Source organism: Peribacillus sp. YIM B13481, assembly GCF_042787985.1.
GTDB classification, from domain to species: domain Bacteria; phylum Bacillota; class Bacilli; order Bacillales; family DSM-1321; genus Peribacillus; species Peribacillus simplex_A.
Map to the genome: position 1 here is coordinate 116,655 of NZ_JBHZPE010000007.1, position 16,036 is coordinate 132,690.

Annotated in this window: 19 protein-coding genes and 1 pseudogene; 15 read left to right on the top strand and 5 right to left on the bottom strand. The window is 40.1% G+C overall.

Annotated elements, in window-relative coordinates:
• Nucleotides 1-31 precede the first annotated feature (31 nt).
• Together ACFX4X_RS07170 and ACFX4X_RS07175 are read left to right on the top strand one after the other, a co-directional pair.
• The gene (locus ACFX4X_RS07170; protein ID WP_125162518.1) at nt 32-457 is read left to right on the top strand and encodes a hypothetical protein; all 426 of its coding nucleotides are present in this window, start codon (nt 32-34) and stop codon (nt 455-457) included.
• A gap of 60 nt (nt 458-517) precedes the next feature.
• Nucleotides 518-967 (top strand): YlbF/YmcA family competence regulator, encoded by a 450-nt coding sequence (locus tag ACFX4X_RS07175; RefSeq protein WP_061462303.1) that lies wholly within the window; start codon nt 518-520, stop codon nt 965-967.
• Between the two features lie 243 nt (nt 968-1,210).
• Here the strand turns inward: ACFX4X_RS07175 and ACFX4X_RS07180 are convergent, their stop codons facing one another.
• Entirely contained in the window at nt 1,211-1,534 is a 324-nt protein-coding gene (locus ACFX4X_RS07180) for a hypothetical protein (protein ID WP_377382676.1), read from the bottom strand.
• A 137-nt stretch (nt 1,535-1,671) separates the two neighbouring features.
• Here ACFX4X_RS07180 and ACFX4X_RS07185 point away from each other — a divergent pair, with 137 nt between their 5' ends.
• Nucleotides 1,672-1,947 carry a YlbG family protein gene (locus tag ACFX4X_RS07185; RefSeq protein ID WP_048684554.1) on the top strand — a complete coding sequence of 92 codons (276 nt, stop codon included), beginning with the start codon at nt 1,672-1,674 and terminating at the stop codon, nt 1,945-1,947.
• 51 nt (nt 1,948-1,998) lie between these two features.
• On the opposite strand, the gene ACFX4X_RS07190 is transcribed toward ACFX4X_RS07185, so the two are convergent.
• Nucleotides 1,999-2,388, bottom strand: coding sequence for a DUF7147 family protein (locus tag ACFX4X_RS07190; RefSeq protein ID WP_089362400.1), 390 nt, complete (start codon nt 2,386-2,388; stop codon nt 1,999-2,001).
• 470 nt (nt 2,389-2,858) lie between these two features.
• Here ACFX4X_RS07190 and rsmD point away from each other — a divergent pair, with 470 nt between their 5' ends.
• Both rsmD and coaD read left to right on the top strand, forming a co-directional pair.
• Entirely contained in the window at nt 2,859-3,434 is a 576-nt protein-coding gene (gene rsmD, locus ACFX4X_RS07195) for a 16S rRNA (guanine(966)-N(2))-methyltransferase RsmD (protein WP_377382692.1), read from the top strand.
• Entirely contained in the window at nt 3,435-3,926 is a 492-nt protein-coding gene (gene coaD / locus ACFX4X_RS07200; protein ID WP_061462307.1) for a pantetheine-phosphate adenylyltransferase, read from the top strand.
• 41 nt (nt 3,927-3,967) lie between these two features.
• On the opposite strand, the gene ylbJ is transcribed toward coaD, so the two are convergent.
• Nucleotides 3,968-5,185, bottom strand: a complete 1,218-nt coding sequence (ylbJ, locus tag ACFX4X_RS07205; RefSeq protein ID WP_377382678.1) for a sporulation integral membrane protein YlbJ — start codon at nt 5,183-5,185, stop codon at nt 3,968-3,970.
• Nucleotides 5,186-5,449: 264 nt separating this feature from the next.
• Between ylbJ and ACFX4X_RS07210 the strand changes: the two genes are divergently transcribed.
• The 3 genes and pseudogenes from ACFX4X_RS07210 to ACFX4X_RS07220 form a co-directional block, all read left to right on the top strand.
• Nucleotides 5,450-6,247: a patatin-like phospholipase family protein gene (locus ACFX4X_RS07210; RefSeq protein WP_061462309.1), complete on the top strand. Its 798-nt coding sequence runs from the start codon at nt 5,450-5,452 to the stop codon at nt 6,245-6,247.
• A complete protein-coding gene (locus ACFX4X_RS07215) occupies nt 6,237-7,280 on the top strand; it encodes a SepM family pheromone-processing serine protease (RefSeq protein ID WP_377382680.1) in 1,044 nt (347 codons plus the stop codon). Before ACFX4X_RS07210 ends, ACFX4X_RS07215 begins: the two co-directional genes overlap by 11 nt.
• A gap of 165 nt (nt 7,281-7,445) precedes the next feature.
• Nucleotides 7,446-7,919, top strand: a pseudogene (locus ACFX4X_RS07220) (DDE-type integrase/transposase/recombinase); the annotation flags it as partial.
• Nucleotides 7,920-8,033: 114 nt separating this feature from the next.
• Here the strand turns inward: ACFX4X_RS07220 and ACFX4X_RS07225 are convergent.
• The gene (locus tag ACFX4X_RS07225) at nt 8,034-9,239 is read right to left on the bottom strand and encodes a nucleotidyltransferase (RefSeq protein WP_377382682.1); all 1,206 of its coding nucleotides are present in this window, start codon (nt 9,237-9,239) and stop codon (nt 8,034-8,036) included.
• Between the two features lie 218 nt (nt 9,240-9,457).
• Here ACFX4X_RS07225 and ACFX4X_RS07230 point away from each other — a divergent pair, with 218 nt between their 5' ends.
• The 4 genes from ACFX4X_RS07230 (at nt 9,458) to ACFX4X_RS07245 (ending at nt 11,831) form a co-directional block, all read left to right on the top strand.
• Nucleotides 9,458-9,979: a YceD family protein gene (locus tag ACFX4X_RS07230; RefSeq protein WP_089362405.1), complete on the top strand. Its 522-nt coding sequence runs from the start codon at nt 9,458-9,460 to the stop codon at nt 9,977-9,979.
• A 65-nt stretch (nt 9,980-10,044) separates the two neighbouring features.
• The gene (rpmF, locus tag ACFX4X_RS07235; RefSeq protein ID WP_034313929.1) at nt 10,045-10,218 is read left to right on the top strand and encodes a 50S ribosomal protein L32; all 174 of its coding nucleotides are present in this window, start codon (nt 10,045-10,047) and stop codon (nt 10,216-10,218) included.
• A 157-nt stretch (nt 10,219-10,375) separates the two neighbouring features.
• On the top strand, nt 10,376-11,131 hold the full coding sequence (locus tag ACFX4X_RS07240; protein WP_377382693.1) for an enoyl-CoA hydratase/isomerase family protein: 756 nt from the start codon (nt 10,376-10,378) through the stop codon (nt 11,129-11,131).
• Nucleotides 11,132-11,210: 79 nt separating this feature from the next.
• The gene (locus tag ACFX4X_RS07245) at nt 11,211-11,831 is read left to right on the top strand and encodes an RsfA family transcriptional regulator (protein WP_284471320.1); all 621 of its coding nucleotides are present in this window, start codon (nt 11,211-11,213) and stop codon (nt 11,829-11,831) included.
• A gap of 42 nt (nt 11,832-11,873) precedes the next feature.
• Here ACFX4X_RS07245 and ACFX4X_RS07250 read toward each other — a convergent pair whose 3' ends face one another.
• Nucleotides 11,874-12,362 carry an N-acetyltransferase gene (locus ACFX4X_RS07250; RefSeq protein ID WP_377382684.1) on the bottom strand — a complete coding sequence of 163 codons (489 nt, stop codon included), beginning with the start codon at nt 12,360-12,362 and terminating at the stop codon, nt 11,874-11,876.
• A 467-nt stretch (nt 12,363-12,829) separates the two neighbouring features.
• Here ACFX4X_RS07250 and ACFX4X_RS07255 point away from each other — a divergent pair, with 467 nt between their 5' ends.
• The 3 genes from ACFX4X_RS07255 to bshC all read left to right on the top strand — a co-directional run bounded on the left by ACFX4X_RS07255 (nt 12,830) and on the right by bshC (nt 15,849).
• A complete protein-coding gene (locus tag ACFX4X_RS07255; RefSeq protein WP_377382685.1) occupies nt 12,830-13,714 on the top strand; it encodes a 2-dehydropantoate 2-reductase in 885 nt (294 codons plus the stop codon).
• Nucleotides 13,715-13,718: 4 nt separating this feature from the next.
• A complete protein-coding gene (locus tag ACFX4X_RS07260) occupies nt 13,719-14,111 on the top strand; it encodes a DUF3397 domain-containing protein (RefSeq protein WP_061462317.1) in 393 nt (130 codons plus the stop codon).
• Nucleotides 14,112-14,220: 109 nt separating this feature from the next.
• Nucleotides 14,221-15,849: a bacillithiol biosynthesis cysteine-adding enzyme BshC gene (bshC, locus tag ACFX4X_RS07265; RefSeq protein WP_377382687.1), complete on the top strand. Its 1,629-nt coding sequence runs from the start codon at nt 14,221-14,223 to the stop codon at nt 15,847-15,849.
• Nucleotides 15,850-16,036: the final 187 nt, after the last annotated feature.

The window sequence follows — 16,036 nt, forward strand, 5'->3', positions numbered from 1 at the left end:
CGAACAATAAAGGCAAAAGGGGGACGATGTTATGAGAAAGTTGATTGTGGTTCTAACAGTGTTGATGGCAGCATCGGGATGTGGAAAGAAAATACCGGAACCTGAAAATTCAGGAGTAGCCCTACAAGGTGAACCTTCCCTTAAAGCTGCCACCACTGTATCGAGCGTCCGAAACTCAGATGAGGATTTTCGGGTAAAAACTTTTGTGAAAGGCAACTCCGTCTATGTGGAGTGCTACTTGAAAAACTATGTGTTTTCTGAAACGAATTCTGAACAATTGGCAACTGTGTCTGTATTTATTGATAATCAAAAGAAAGTCGATATGAGAACGGCTGCATTTATCTTAAAGGATGTCCCGAATGGCATGCATAAAATTAAGCTGGAGATTTTGAATGCTTCAGGTGAAAAAACAGGGCTTCAAAAAGAGTTTGAAGTACATATCACTTCCTCGATTTAATCAAACCATTAGCATGTGAAAGAGAGAAATGGTAAAATGGTGATGGAGGTGAGCTTGTTAATGCTTGCTACTATGGAAATCATCGACATTTTACAACAGGCTGAAGGATTAGCTGAAATGATCCTTCATTCTGAAATAGGGGAAGAATATCTCCTTAGTTTATATAAATTACAGAGCGACAAAGAGGCACAGCGGAAAATTTCCAAGTTTACTTCACTAAAGGATCTATTTGAAGATGTTCAAAGGTTCGGTAAATATCATCCGGATTATAAGCGTATCAATTTAGAGACAAGGGAAGCTAAACGAGACATGGATATGCATCCTGCCGTTGCCGAGTTTAAGCGGGCGGAGACCGAATTGCAATCCGTTCTTGATGAAATAAGCGGAAGAATAGGACGAGCGGTTTCAGAACAGGTCAAAACCCCTGCGGGCAATCCATTTTTTGTATCATCAGGTGGATGTTCGACGGGAAGTTGCGGAACCGGCGGAAGTTGTGGATGCTCTGCTTAATGAAATAGCCAGATCATAACCATTGTTTGCCGGCTTTTATGGTTTATGGAAAGAACCTGCAGCCATCGAAATTCGATATTATTTCGGAGTTCGGTGGCTGTTTCATATACGGCACCTTCTACAGAAAGTGTTAGGAATGAAACGATGCATGTATAAAAAATTCCTTTTTTGAACCTTTCACCAGTTTTTAGCCTTTTTTTATATTATGGATAGGTTACAAGTGCGATTGAAGACTAAAAGGGGTTAACTGCGGTATAGGATACAGTCCGGACAAAGATTGCCGCAGCAAAACATCTTTTGCTGCGGCACATAAAAACGATGACGGAATACATATAAAGGTTCTTCCTGCCGTACGAAAATGGTTTCACAATGGAGCTGCTTGCCACGCATTGAAAGGCCTGCGGCTTTTTTTATTATGATAGAAAGCTTACTTATATCATTTTGTGCCGGATGAAAATCGATATATATAAATGGTATACCTGTAAATTTTTTTATCGAAACTTTGGTGATTTCATCATTATCTAATAGATGATCCATAAATTGTTGCCAAATTTGGTCTAAATCCATCGTTTTTTCGGCTCCCTTCACAGTATGTATATTCATAATAGTAAGAGAATTTCGTTTATAATCTTTTTTCTTGGTTGAAAGTAAAGATTCTGCTATGCTACACTTAGTTAAAACCTTTATAAAAGGGAGTTATTGATATGCTTGGAGCGAGACAGGGAATCATCGTCTATTTACATACATTAAAACAAGCCAAAATGCTTAGGAAATTTGGGAATATCCATTATGTTTCAAAAAAGTTGAAATACGTAGTCCTTTATACGAATATGGATGAAGTGGAACCACTGGTGGAAAAGCTGAATAATTATTCGTTCGTAAAAAAAGTGGACCTTTCTTACAAGCCTTTTTTGAAGGTGGAATTCGAAAACTCCAAACCGGATAAAGCGAAAGAATATGATTATAAAATGGGGATTTAAAAAAGCTGACTCTTGCGGAGTCAGCCTTTTTCAATAGTGCATCAATATCTCTCAACCTAATGGAGGCAGATATCTGTTCATTCGCAAAATTCCGATTAAGTGTTGGTAGTACAACTCGATTTCTGCAAAGAGCACCGAAGGTTTCATATCGATTTCAATTATGGATTTATCCAGTTCCTCCGCCAAGTTCTCAAAAAGCTCATAGCGTTTGTTTTTGGTGGCATGGGGGTTCGGTATACCTTCACGGCAAATGTAAAGCGGTTGGAATTTCCCTGGATCTGTAGGCTGCATGACGATAACCAATGACGTTACCTTTTTATCATTTATTGTAGTATGCAAAGCCAAAAGCCTTGCGACCCGATGTTTCTGGCTGCGTCCTACTTCCAGCAACTCATATATATCGGAATATCCTTGTCCAAGTTCAATAAAACGTTGAATCAATTAAACCTCTCCTAACTAACTTTTATTCATTACTTTATCATTATCCCTCATAAAAGAGAAGGACAACTTCATTGACGAATCATGAAAAAGAAACTTAGGTATCATAGGTTTTATCAATAAAAAAAGCCCTGCAAAAATTTGCAGGGTCCTTCTATGTCTAAATAAGGACCAGAAGGCAAAGGGAGAGGAGAAACCGGAGGAAGAACTTATGGGGAAACGTAAGCCTTCTCCGCGGTTGGCAACAACACCTAAAAAGGAATGTTGTTATTCTTATTATTGCCAAAAACCACTTTATTATTCAAAATGTAAGTGATTTATCTAAAGAATGGATATCATCTATCCAAGGTACGAAATGATAAGTTGATTTTCATCTTGGAATTGAAGGAAATGGCTTTTATTATTGGCTAGCTTTTTCTAATATGTTAGGATAGGAAAGTAACAGAAATTTGTCAAAAAATGTGGTGAGAATGATGAGGGTCGTTTCCGGAATTTGCAAAGGAAGACCACTTAAGGCTGTACCGGGTACAGGAACCCGGCCGACTACTGATAAAGTTAAGGAATCCATTTTCAATATGATTGGGCCTTATTTCGAAGGAGGGCAAGTCCTGGACTTGTTTGCCGGGAGCGGTGGACTGGGAATTGAAGCGTTAAGCAGGGGCATGGATAAAGCCATATTTGTTGACCGGGATTTTAAAGCAAATCAAACGGTTAAGGCCAATTTGGAACTATGTAAGTTTTCAGACCGTGCTGAAGTTTATAAAAATGATTCAGAGCGTGCATTGAAAGCTTTGGTGAAAAGGGAAATGACTTTTGAATTAATTTTTCTTGATCCACCTTATAAGAAACAAAAGCTTGTGGAGATTCTTGAAGAAATACATAAATACCGATTGCTGAGCGATATGGGATATATTGTTTGTGAACATGGCCATGATGTTACATTGCCAGAAAGAGTTGGCGATTTTACCGTTAAGAGAAAAGAGGTTTATGGCGTCATTGCCGTTACGATTTATCAATGGGGAAACATACACGAACAGGGGGAACTATGAATGTCCAAAATAGCGATTTGTCCGGGGAGTTTTGATCCAATAACATTTGGTCATCTTGATATCATTCAAAGGGGGGCGAATGTTTTTGATGAAGTATATGTGGTCATCGTGAACAATTCAGCGAAAAATTCACTGTTCACAGTGGAGGAGAGGCTGGAATTGATTACTGAAGCAACGGCCCATATGCCAAATGTTAAAGTGGATTTCTATCAAGGATTGACGGTCGACTATGCTGAAAGCGTTTCCGCGAATGCCATTATCAGGGGACTGAGGGCGACTTCCGACTTTGAATATGAAATGCAGGGAACTTCAATGAACCGTTTCCTTAACAGTAAAATAGAGTCATTCTTTATCATGACGAAAAATCAATATTCTTTCTTGAGTTCAAGTATCGTGAAAGAGGTTGCGAAATATGGCGGGGATATCTCTGAACTAGTGCCACCTGTTGTCCAGAAAGCTCTTTCCAAAAAGTACGAGGAACAGAAAGAATAGAAAAAAGAGCATTGCTAACCGCGCAATGCTCTTTTTTCGGTTTAAGAAAGGCCTTTGAACAGCCTTTTGGTAAATATGATGATGTATAGGATCAAAAACGCGAGGGTAAGAATAGGACCGAAATCAAGCATGTTCTGATAAAGGGAATGCGCATGTTCACCAGAACCACTGACTGGGAAGGCGTGTATCGGGTTGCCGCTGTACCTATTTTCATTATAGAATGGTTCCCAAAGCAAGACGGTGATTATGGATGCCAGAAGGCCATGTGCTATCCTAGCCAGAAAAAAGGGAGTGAAACGAATGTCTGTTGCTGCTATGATGCTGGCAACTTGCGCTTGAATGCTGAATCCGTTGAAAGCCAAGATGAAACTTGTCATCACAGTTTGCTGAAAGAGATTTGCATTTTCGACCGAACTGGTTAATTTTGAACCAAGAGTCATTTCAAACATGCCTGATATGAACGGTAGGCTTAAGGAATCCGGGAAATTAAAAATATGTAAAATCCCTGCGACCAACGATGCGAGCGATCCGGTAATGTTCATGTGAAATAAAAGTTTGTTGACCACCGAAAAGAGTATGATGAATCCTCCAATCATTAATAAGGTTTGAATGGATGAGATCACGGCATCTCCAAGTAAACTGCCAAATGGTCTTGTTTCTTTTATTCGGGTTCTGTGCATCTGGCTAAACGCTTGTCTAATGGAGGGGAGCTTGTTCATTACTTTTGTAGGGGATTTTTCTTCTTTCCAACGGTAAAAACGCATGATGATGCCTACACAAAAATTTCCTAGGTAGTGGGAAAGCGCAAGGATGATCCCTAAATGAGGATTGTGGAAAAACCCTACGGCGACGGCAACGAACAGGAACAATGGATTTGATGAATTAGTAAAACAAACAAGTCTTTCAGCTTCAATGCGGGTTAATTGCTCCTCCTGACGCAACCTTACAGTGAACTTCGCTCCAGCTGGAAACCCTGATGCAAGTCCCATCGCCCAAACAAACCCGCCCACTCCTGGTACACGGAACAATGGACGCATAAATGGTTCGAGAATGACGCCGATGAACCTGACAACCCCAAAACTGATTAATAACTCCGAGAAAATCAAGAAAGGTAGAAGAGAAGGGAAAACAATTTTCCACCACATATTCAGCCCGCTTTTGGAAGCTTCGAAAGATTCTTGGGGGAAGATGATCAAGCCAACTGCCATCATCGTGACGGAGGTAGCTAACAGTACTGTTTTAGATTTTGATTTTAGCAAAATTCAGCCTCCTCTTGAAGGTTACTAAATAAGGGCAGTCCGTTTCGTATATAATAAAATATGAATTTCCTTTTCTCGAAAAGTAATGTACAGGATGAAATGAGGATGATCCGTACAATGGAAATTTCAATGTAGCCATTCAATTACATGGTTATAGGCTTTTACTGCAATGCTTGTTTCACTGTCAATATAAATAATATGCTTCTATAAATCCGTTTAAGACCATAACTTTGAATGAGTGTTATTTCAGCGGGGGGGATATCTTTGTCGAGACCAAAGGTCGGGCTTGCACTTGGGTCAGGAGGAGCTAGGGGTTTTGCACATATTGGAGTGATAAAGGTATTACAGCAAGAAGGCATTCCGATAGATATGATTGCTGGAAGCAGCATGGGCGCTATGGTTGCGGCCTTTTATGGAGCAGGTTCGGATATCGAGAGGCTGTATAAGTTGTCCCGTGCATTTAAGCGAAAGTATTATTTAGACTTTACCATACCTAAAATGGGCCTCATTTCAGGTAAACGGACAAAGGATTTAATCAGGGTATTTACATATGGTAAGAAATTTGAAGAACTCGATATTCCTGTGGCAGTGGTCGCCACTGATATAAAAACGGGGGAAAAGGTCATTTTTCAGGAAGGTCCCATCGCTCCAGCTGTAAGGGCAAGCATCTCCATTCCAGGTATTTTCATTCCCGAGAAAATTGGAAATCGGCTGCTTGTTGATGGCGGGGTTGTTGACAGGGTCCCTGTTTCCGTCGTGAAGGATATGGGAGCCGATATCATAATTGGAGTAGATGTAGCCCACGTGAAACAGGATATGGAGATAAACTCCATATATGATGTCATTATGCAAAGCCTCGATATCCTGCAAATGGAGCTGGTTAAAAGCAGGGAGTTTGCTTCAGACGTCATGATCCGCCCCAGGGTTGAGAAATACAGCTCGAAATCATTTACAAACGTTCAGGAAATAATTAGTATTGGAGAAGAAGCTGCAAGAGGAAAGATAGATCAAATTAAGCAAAGCATTGTTACTTGGAAGGAGTCCTTTGAAAATGAGCCGTAAAATGTATGTACGCACTTTCCTGGTGGTGGCTATACTTCTCATAGCATCAGCCCTTTATTCCCTACCTTTTTATGTAACAAAACCAGGAATGGCTAAAGAATTGGAGCCAATCATAGAGGTTTCCGGAGGAGATGAAGCGAAAGGCAGCTTTATGTTAACCACTGTAAGGATGGGCCGGGCGAATATTTATTCCTATATGCTGGCGAAGTGGAGCAAATATCAGGAGCTTTATCCGGAAACCTCCATTCGAAGCGAAGATGAAACAGATGAAGAATATAATATCAGGCAGCTTCACTTAATGGATGAATCTAAAAATAATGCCATTCAGATAGCATATGAAAAAGCAGGGAAAGAAGTTGATTACAAGTACCTGGGTGTTTATGTTTTGGACGTGCTTAAAGGAATGCCGGCAGCTAAAGAACTGAAAGCGGGCGACCAAATCATTCAGGTCGATAATGTTAATTTCAAGTCTGCACAGGAATTCATGGATTACATTAATGGAAAAAAAGCTGGAGATGAAGTAAAAATAGTGTATAAGCGGGAGGAGACGAAGAAAACAGCCGTTCTTTCATTGCAGCCTTTTAAAGATGACCCAAATAGGGTTGGAATAGGCATTTCGCTAGATGATAATCGAAAGGTGACCACAAAACCGGCGATTGCCATAGATTCAGAACAAATAGGCGGACCTTCTGCCGGTTTAATGTTTTCTTTGGAGATTTATAATCAATTAACAGAAGGCGACCTTACAAAAGGATATGATATTGCCGGTACAGGAACGATGTCGGATGATGGTACAGTCGGTCCAATTGGCGGGATTCAACAGAAAATAGTGGCTGCCGATAAATCTGGGGCAGAAATATTCTTTGCCCCAAATGAAAACGGAGCGGCTGGTTCGAATTATGAAGATGCACTCATTGCAGCAAAGGACATTGGAACGGACATGAAGATCGTTCCGGTTGACAACTTTGAGGATGCTTTAGCCTATTTAACTAATCTAAAAGAAAAAGAAAAAGAAAAAAAGCGCAGGCAGTGAACTGCACCCCAATTGTTAGACAAAAGTCTAGCAATTGGAGGTGTATTTTTTATGGTGAGATTATTTGAAGATAAAGTAGAAGTGGTTTCGCAGTACTTGGAAGGATAGGATCCCGTAAAATCGCTGAGTACCATGCATCTCATTCCGTGAGCCCAGCTTCAATAATTTCACGGCATTAAACCTGAACGAGAATGGGTGACAGATGTGACAGGGTTTCATCTCTTTGTTGAAAAATGATATCTTTACCTATTCTCGATCTATACAATGGTGAAATTATTTCTTATACGATTGAAACACGCCCTGTCTTTCGAGCTTGTGTCCAAGATGTTAGATCAAGCTTGCTTAGAGACCCCTGTCCTTCATTCGGATCAAGGGTGGCAAATAAAATGAGGCAATAGTACAAGCTCTCGAGGACCAAGGGATTACACAAAGTATGTCCCGTAAAGGAAACTGTCTCGATGACGCGGTCATCAAAAATTTGAATCAAAATTACTTTACCTGCAAGGATACTACAGGATGTCCCATTTCAAACAAGAGCTGGAAAACTATATCGAATACTATAATCACAAACGGATCAAGGCAAAATTAATAGGATTAAGTCCGGTGCAATACCGAACTCAATCCTTAGGAGCAGCGTAACTAAATGAAGTGTCTAACTTTTTGTGTTCACTTCACAGTCATCTTCTGTTTCCGCTTTTTTTGATTAGCTGATTTTACATGTAAGGACCGGGCAGGCCAAGCTTAAATGCATCTTCATTTGATAATGATGGGGGCTTCATATTCCCGTTTCATCAAGTCAGCTTGATACGGTTCGGACAAGCCCAATGCATACACCTGTGCCGCTCGTAAGTCCATATCGATGTCCTGCTTCTGATAGGACGAAAGTTTAGAGATGAGCGGGAGAGGTAAGCCTTTTTTAACGGTACGAAGATATTCTTGTCCCCGGCCATTCATGCCAAGAAGTCTGATATAGGCTGGTTGGTCATTGTGAATCACTTGTTCCTTTAATGTATGAGTCAATACATGGACACACATCCGCTGAAGGCGTGTCCATGTATAGCGTTTTGTCTTCAGAGCGGCCATGAATCCAGTAAAGCTCGAAGATTGTTTGGCCATCTCCTTTATTCGGTGTTCTATGCCTTCTTCAATTTCGTAAATCTCTGCCAATTCGATTAAAGAGGAAGACAGGATTCGGTATTTCAACATGGTCCAATACATTTCCCAGTCATGTAATGCATGATAGTTCGATAAATATTGCTCAAGAGCACTCATTGTCGGTTGAGGAATATAACTGGAAACGGGATTCAATTCCTGCTGTTCATGGATGGCTTTACGTATCCCAGTTGCGCTGGCAATAGGGTCTTTAGACAACTTTGTTTCATGGTATCCGGCAGCAACCCTTTGAATCGTATAAGGGCGAATGGAAAAGCCGTTAGAAAGGGCTGCACTTACATATTCCTTTCCAAGAATATTATTAGGCTTCGCCAAATCCAGTGCCGCATCACCATTGGTGATCGATCGATAGGCCTTGGCAGCACTGGACGGATAACTATTACCGGTATCCATGTACGATTTAATGGCGGCATCGAATGCAGCGGAATTATCCGTAAGAATTCTATGGGCGGTGATGAATGGTTCAATTCTGCCATCCTCACTTCCGAAGCAAAAAGAGTCACAGCCAAGGGATTCCAAAAGAGAGATAGATCCTTTTGCAAATATCTCCGCCTTCTGTGTTGCAAAAGCATAGGGAAGCTCGATGACAAGATCTATGCCGCCATTCAAGGCCATTTCGGCACGTGTCCACTTGCTGACGATAGCAGGCTCGCCACGTTGTAAAAAGGGTCCACTCATAACTGCCACAACAATATCTGCCCCTGTTTTTTCTCTACTTTCTCTTGCATGTAAAACATGTCCATTATGAAAAGGGTTATATTCGACAACTAAACCGCAAGCTTTCATTCGTTCACCTCAGAGAAAAACTTTGTATTTTTTCAACTTAGTGCTAAAATAGTATTTCAAGTAAAATTACTATAATGATTCGTCTTGATTTTTTGTTTGAAAAGATTCTTAACCATGGATAATCAGTTAGGATGACTACATTATAGTGTAAAGAAAAAATATTGACAAACTTATAATTGAAAGCTATAATTATTTTTGTTGCCTTGAGGTGATTTCATTTGAAATGGACAATTAGTCAACTTCAAAAAATTCGGGACAAAGATTTACGGTTTGATGAACTGGTGGATGTCTTAGACATTAGAGAAAGAGACCCGCAAATTCGCGATGTTTCTCCGATTAGAGTAGCAGGAAGAGCTGATATAAGCTCTACCGAGATTACTTTTCACTTGCATCTTTCAGGTGAATTAACATTACCTTGCTCCCGTACACTGGTAGACGTTAAATATCCGATTGATATTGATACAAAGGAAACCTTTCTTTTAAAAGCAGATGGCACTGATTTCTACGGAGATGATGTCACTGTTGTGGAAGGTGACGTTGTAGACCTTATACCGGTAATTAAAGAAAATTTATTGCTAGAAATTCCGATGCAGGTTTTTTGTGAGGATGTCGATTCAAACGAAGCTGCTCCTCAATCTGGGAAAGACTGGGCTGTTATTTCTGAAGTAGAAAATGAGCATAAGGTTGATCCGAGATTTGCAAAGCTTGCCGACTTTTTTGACAACAATAAAGAATCTTGATTGGAACGAAAAATCGCTAATCCGATTTTTCCAGCTTTTTTATATTTTTTAAGGAGGTGGGAATAATGGCTGTACCTTTTAGAAGAACGTCGAAAACTGTAAAAAGAAAACGTCGTACACACTTCAAGCTTCAAGTACCTGGTATGGTAGAATGCCCGAGCTGTGGTGGAATGACTCTTTCACATCACGTTTGTAAAGAATGTGGAACATATAAAGGAAAAGAAGTTGTCGCAAAATAATTTCTTGACCTACTTGAGAGCTTTGCTTTCTTGATGCAACACGCTAAAAAAAGCGCAGAGATATATCTCTGTGTTTTTTTTGCAAATTTATTTGGCAGAATATTTAGAAACATCTATATTCGATGATGATTTTGGAGAAGGTGAATATGTGTATCAGATGATTAAGGTTGAAAAGGATATACGAGGTATCATGAAGGTCCTAATTAATAGACCGGAGAAAAGGAATGCCGTGAATTATCAATTGATGGACGAACTTAAGTCGATATTGTCAGAAGCGGCACACGATGACGAAGTTAAGTTGCTCGTCCTGACAGGGGCGGGCTCTGAGGCATTCTGTTCAGGTGGGGATTTAAGTGAATTTCAGGATTTGCATACAGAAGAAGAAGCCTTTACTATGTTATCGAAAATGGGTGAAATACTTTATACACTAGCAGTTTTTCCTAAACCGACATTTGCACTCATCAACGGAAGTGCAGTCGGAGGGGGATGCGAAATAGCGACAGCTTGTGATTTCAGATTGGCAAAGAGCGGAGCTAAGCTAGGATTTGTACAAGGAACTCTAGGAATCACGACTGGCTGGGGCGGAGCTTCACTTTTGCTTGAAAAAATACCAGAGCAAAAAGCGCTGAAGCTATTATTGGATGCAAAAATACATAAAGCTGAGGAAGCAAAGGAATTTGGTTTCGTAGATGAGATAGTCGGAGAAGGATTGGATGGGTGGGAGAAGTTCGCAGAAGATTTTCTTCGCCATGAGACAGGGGTATTGATGGCTTATAAAAGATTGCTTGTCCATAAATGGGAGTATAGCGGGCTTAGAGGAAGGATGGATGCGGAAATCCGGGAATGTTCTAAACTGTGGGCGAGTGATGAGCATCATGCTGCAGTTGACCGTTTTTTAAATAAGAAAAAATAAATATTACCCGCTCTATATATCTTCTATCTTTCCTAGCAAGTGCATATTATGAATTAAAACTTGCTAAGGAGGTAGAGAGATGTCGATTGCGAGACAAGATGCATGGACTCACGATGAAGATTTGTTGTTGGCTGAAGTGGTACTAAGGCATATACGGGAAGGCAGTACACAATTAAAGGCTTTTGAAGAAGTGGGGAAACAATTATCGAGGACATCGGCTGCATGTGGATTCCGTTGGAATTCATTTGTAAGGAAGCAATATAAATCAGGGATTGAGCTGGCAAAAAAACAAAGGAAAGAACAGGTGGTCAATGATCCTGATTTGGAAAGGGATTCCGTTCCAGTGGTGGAAAATAACACTATTGAACAAAAATCGCCCCAGGAGGAAGAAAAAGAATCTATCACCCTCCAGGAAGTTATATTATATTTAACCAAAATGGATGAATTTTTTCAGCTTGAAAATAAGGAAAAAGAACGGATTTTTGAGCGGTCCCTATTACTTGACCGGGAAAATGGACGATTACTGGAAGAGAATTCACTGCTTAAAGAAAACTTGAAAGCAGTAGAGGAAGATTATCGTGCGTTAATGCAGATTATGGAGCGGGCAAGAAAGCTTAGTGTACAAGAAGATGAAAAAACGAATCCGAAGGTGAGTTTTCAAATGGATAAGAATGGCAATTTGGAAAGGGTAAGTAAATAGAAAATGCGGGTGGGAAAATCCGCCCGCATTTTCTATATTTCCTTATCCTTGTGTATCTATTTCTTTATTTTCTTGTTTGTCAAATGGGCTCCAAATCAGTGGGTTTTCTCCGAGGTCCCTTTCCATATCATAGGAAACTGCACAAAATCCCATTTTTTTCCAAAAGTCTTGTGAATGGACTCTTGGGTTGGTTTTGATAGGCATGTTCAGGCTTTTGGCGAATTCGACTAAAGCTTTTCCATACCCCTTTTTCTGATAGTTAGGCAGGACTTCAAGTTTCCAAAGAACAAGGAAGTCCCTTGAATTGTCAAAATACTGGTCAAATTTAGCGCTTCTTTTATACAGGCTCATCCGTGCTACAAGTTTGTCGCCATAAAAGATTCCATAAAAAGGTGACTGGCTGTCATTTTCAATGATGTTACCCTCTAAATCATCTAGCATTGACAGTTCCTGTATCCCGTATTCTTTGAACTTTTTGAATTCCTCAAGCGTTTTAAAATTAACAAGTAATCGTTCCACCTTGTATTCCATAAAAAAGCTCCCCCTTAATTCTGATAAACCTCTTCCCATTACCCATTGAAAGTCATCCCACCGATCTTTACCATGTGGAATTCCAGCTAAAGGCTAAATCTAGTATGACATCGACAGATTTATCCTTGCTGACTAAATGCCTACAGCCTTTTATCCCCCGCCCATTCCCTTCGATTTCTCGATGGTTGAGATTGGGGGTATCTTTGTTCCTATATAGTCTAAAGAATGTAAGCTTTTCCTATATAATATACCATTAAATTATCGCTTGAAGAAGGAAATATATCTTCTAATGGGTATTTAAAATTCTTTTCATTAAATTCCATTGCGACCCTTGTTGATGGGCTGGGGAACTTCATTTAAGTTGATTAGCGGGGGTTTCCAAAGTTGTTGATGTGAAAATTGATGCAGGGTAAAAAGGATAATGTGTTAAAATAGTTAATATATTTCAAATAGTAAGGAAGGTTATTATGAGAATTGGAATCATTGGGGGAGGGGCCATCGGGCTGCTGTTTGCATCTCATTTGAGTGAAAACCATAGAGTGACTCTTTATACCCATACTGCGGAACAGGCCTCCATCATCAATCATGAGGGTATTCGTCTTATTGTGGATGGTGAAAGCCATCTGCTGGCAGGCATCGTTTCAAAGAGCTTGGATGAGGGGATTTCGGATGAGGATCTTCTTATAATGGCCGTTAAGCAATATCACCTGCCGCAAATACTGCCGAGGATCAATGATATCCAGGTTCCGTTGCTTTTCTTGCAGAATGGCTACGGGCATATTTCTTATTTGAAGCAGCTTCAATCCCAAGCCATCTATGTGGGGGTAGTGGAGCATGGGGCATTGAAACATGATTTGAATACCGTAGAACACACTGGATTAGGCATTACAAGGATCGCTTCATTTAAAGGGGAACTTGAACAACTCTCGTTAGTTAATGAAATGTTCGATCAATTCCCCTTCACTAAGAGTGAAGATTATCATACGATGCTGTTGGATAAGCTTGTCGTTAATTCAGTGATAAATCCATTAACAGCGATCCTTGCTGTGGAAAATGGCGGTCTAATCACTAATGCCCATTATTATCAATTGTTTCAAGCCCTTTTTGAAGAAATCTCTGGTATTTTGGAAATCCAAAATAGAACAGAGTCATTTGAACATGTGAAATCCGTTTGTATGGCGACAGCGGAAAATCGATCGTCGATGCTGACAGATTTAGAAAATGGCCGAAAAACGGAAATTGATGCTATTTTGGGTCATATCCTCTCGGAGGCAAAGAGTAAAGGGAAAAGTGATTGCCTGACGTCTTCTCTATATAAGATGGTCAAAGGAAAAGAGTCTCAGGGGGGATGAGAGGGTGCCGAACGTTGTTTCAAGCCTTGCCGCGATATTCATTACCTTGCCTTTCGTAGGGTATATACTTTTTTTTATAAGTGCCAAACAATTCACTGGAAACCATAGGCGCTCCGTTCAATTTGCTATGGACATGAGTACGCTGCTGTTCGTAATATCCGTCCATTATTTAATTATTACAATTTGGGATAAGCAAATTCTTTGGGTGATCATGCTCATCATGATCATCAACGCATTCGTGGTGGTCCTTGTCCATTACAAGGTGAAGGAAGAAATCATTTTCCGTAAGGTATTAAAGGGTTTTTGGAGAGTGAACTTCGCCTTCTTTTTTTTAGCTTATCTTCTGTTATTTTCCATTGGTTTAATTACAAGTATTACTAAGATATTGACTACATAACATAGAACATCGCATCAATTTTCTGCTGCTGGGCAACTTCTTTTGTTTTCTTAAACCGGAATGTTATACTCTAAAAAGAATTGTAGTTGCAGAGAAAGGGAGAACAGAAATGGAGATGAAAGATCTCGCGTTACCATCGTTAAACCGTTTTGCATCGGACTATTTACAAAACCGCCTTGAAACGGAAGATTATTTTCACTATGACTTGTCTAAGCCTGACATTTATCGCAATAGATATAATGAATTGATGAACCGCTCTTTTTTACGTGGTGAATTGTCGGATTACATACAACAATACATGTCTCGTCTTTCAAGCAGTGAGTCCGTTAAGGGAAATATTGAAAGGTTGCGCAGGGATGATTCCGTGGTCGTTATCGGGGGACAGCAGGCTGGGTTATTATCTGGCCCGCTGTATACCATTCACAAAGTGATTTCGGTCATTAAGCTTGCGGAAGAACAGGAAAAAGAACTAGGGCAGCCAGTGATTCCAGTTTTTTGGATAGCTGGAGAAGATCATGATTTAGCTGAAGTCAATCATGTTTATGTAATGAAAAACGGTAAACCCTACAAAAAAACCTATCCTTCCTATCAGCCGTATAAAACAATGGTTTCTGATGTGGAACTGGAAACGGAAAAGGCAGAGAAGTGGTTTGAAGAAATCATTGAAACATATGGTGAAACGGCCTTTACGAATAAACTTCTGATTGATATGAAAGAAACCTTCAGGCAATCAAAAACCTTCGTCGATTTTTTCGCCCGGCTGATTCATGAATGGTTCAAAGAATATGGACTTTTACTAGTCGATGCGGGAGATCCGGAATTAAGGCGAATCGAGAGGGCCTACTTCGAATCGATGATCAATGAAAGTGAAAGGATTGCTGAAGTGGTCGAGGAACAGCAGTCATTCATGCATGCTAAAGGGTATGCAAAAATGATAGAAATGGATAAACAGGCAGCGAATTTATTTTATTATGATCCAGAAAAAAAAGACCGATGTTTACTCGAACGTGTAGAAGGCGGTTTCAGCGGGAAAAACGGCGAGGTATCTTTTTCCAGGCAGGAACTCCTGCAGATAGCCAAAAACCATCCAGAACGATTAAGCAACAATGTCATTACACGCCCACTTATGCAGGAAATGCTTTTCCCTGTTTTGGCTTTCATTTCTGGTCCAGGGGAAATAGCCTATTGGGCAGAATTAAAACAGGCTTTTGAGCTGTTTTCCATGAAGATGCCTCCAATCATTCCTAGGTTAAACATCACGCTTGTGGAGCGCAGTGTCCATGCAGATCTTGAAGAAATGGAACTCAGTTTGGAAACTGTTCTGACTGAAGGAACCGCTAATGCAGTAAAAAGTTATCTCGATTCCGTGAAAGATGAGACGATTGACCAGCTGTTTGGGACGCTGAAATCACAGCTTGAAGAGAACCATGGAAAGCTTTTTGTCCGCGCTGTCTCTATAGATAGAGGACTTGAGCCAATGTTGAATAAAAACATTGAATTCATCCAAAAGCAACTGGATTTTATGTATGGGAAAATTGGTGACCGTACAAAGGAACGTCATTCGGTCATATTGAAAAAATATGAACGGATAGCAAATTCGATGTATCCTCTTGGATCACCCCAGGAGAGGATTTGGAATGTTTTTTATTACTTGAATCTATATGGACCAGAGTTCGTTCGGGATATCATGAAATTGGAATACCGTTTCAATAATCAGCATAAATTGATTTTCATGTAGAAAAACCATCCGTTTGGGGAAAAGTGGTGGACTAATCATTTTGAATGAGGATTTCCACATCCCTATCTGACGGAGGGATTGAAAAATGGAAAAAAGACAGGCGTTAAAGCGAGGGCACTGAAAAAGTCCCTTCGGACCAATAGAGGTAGATTTTCTCAGTTTATTCTGAGGAAATCTACCTTTTTTT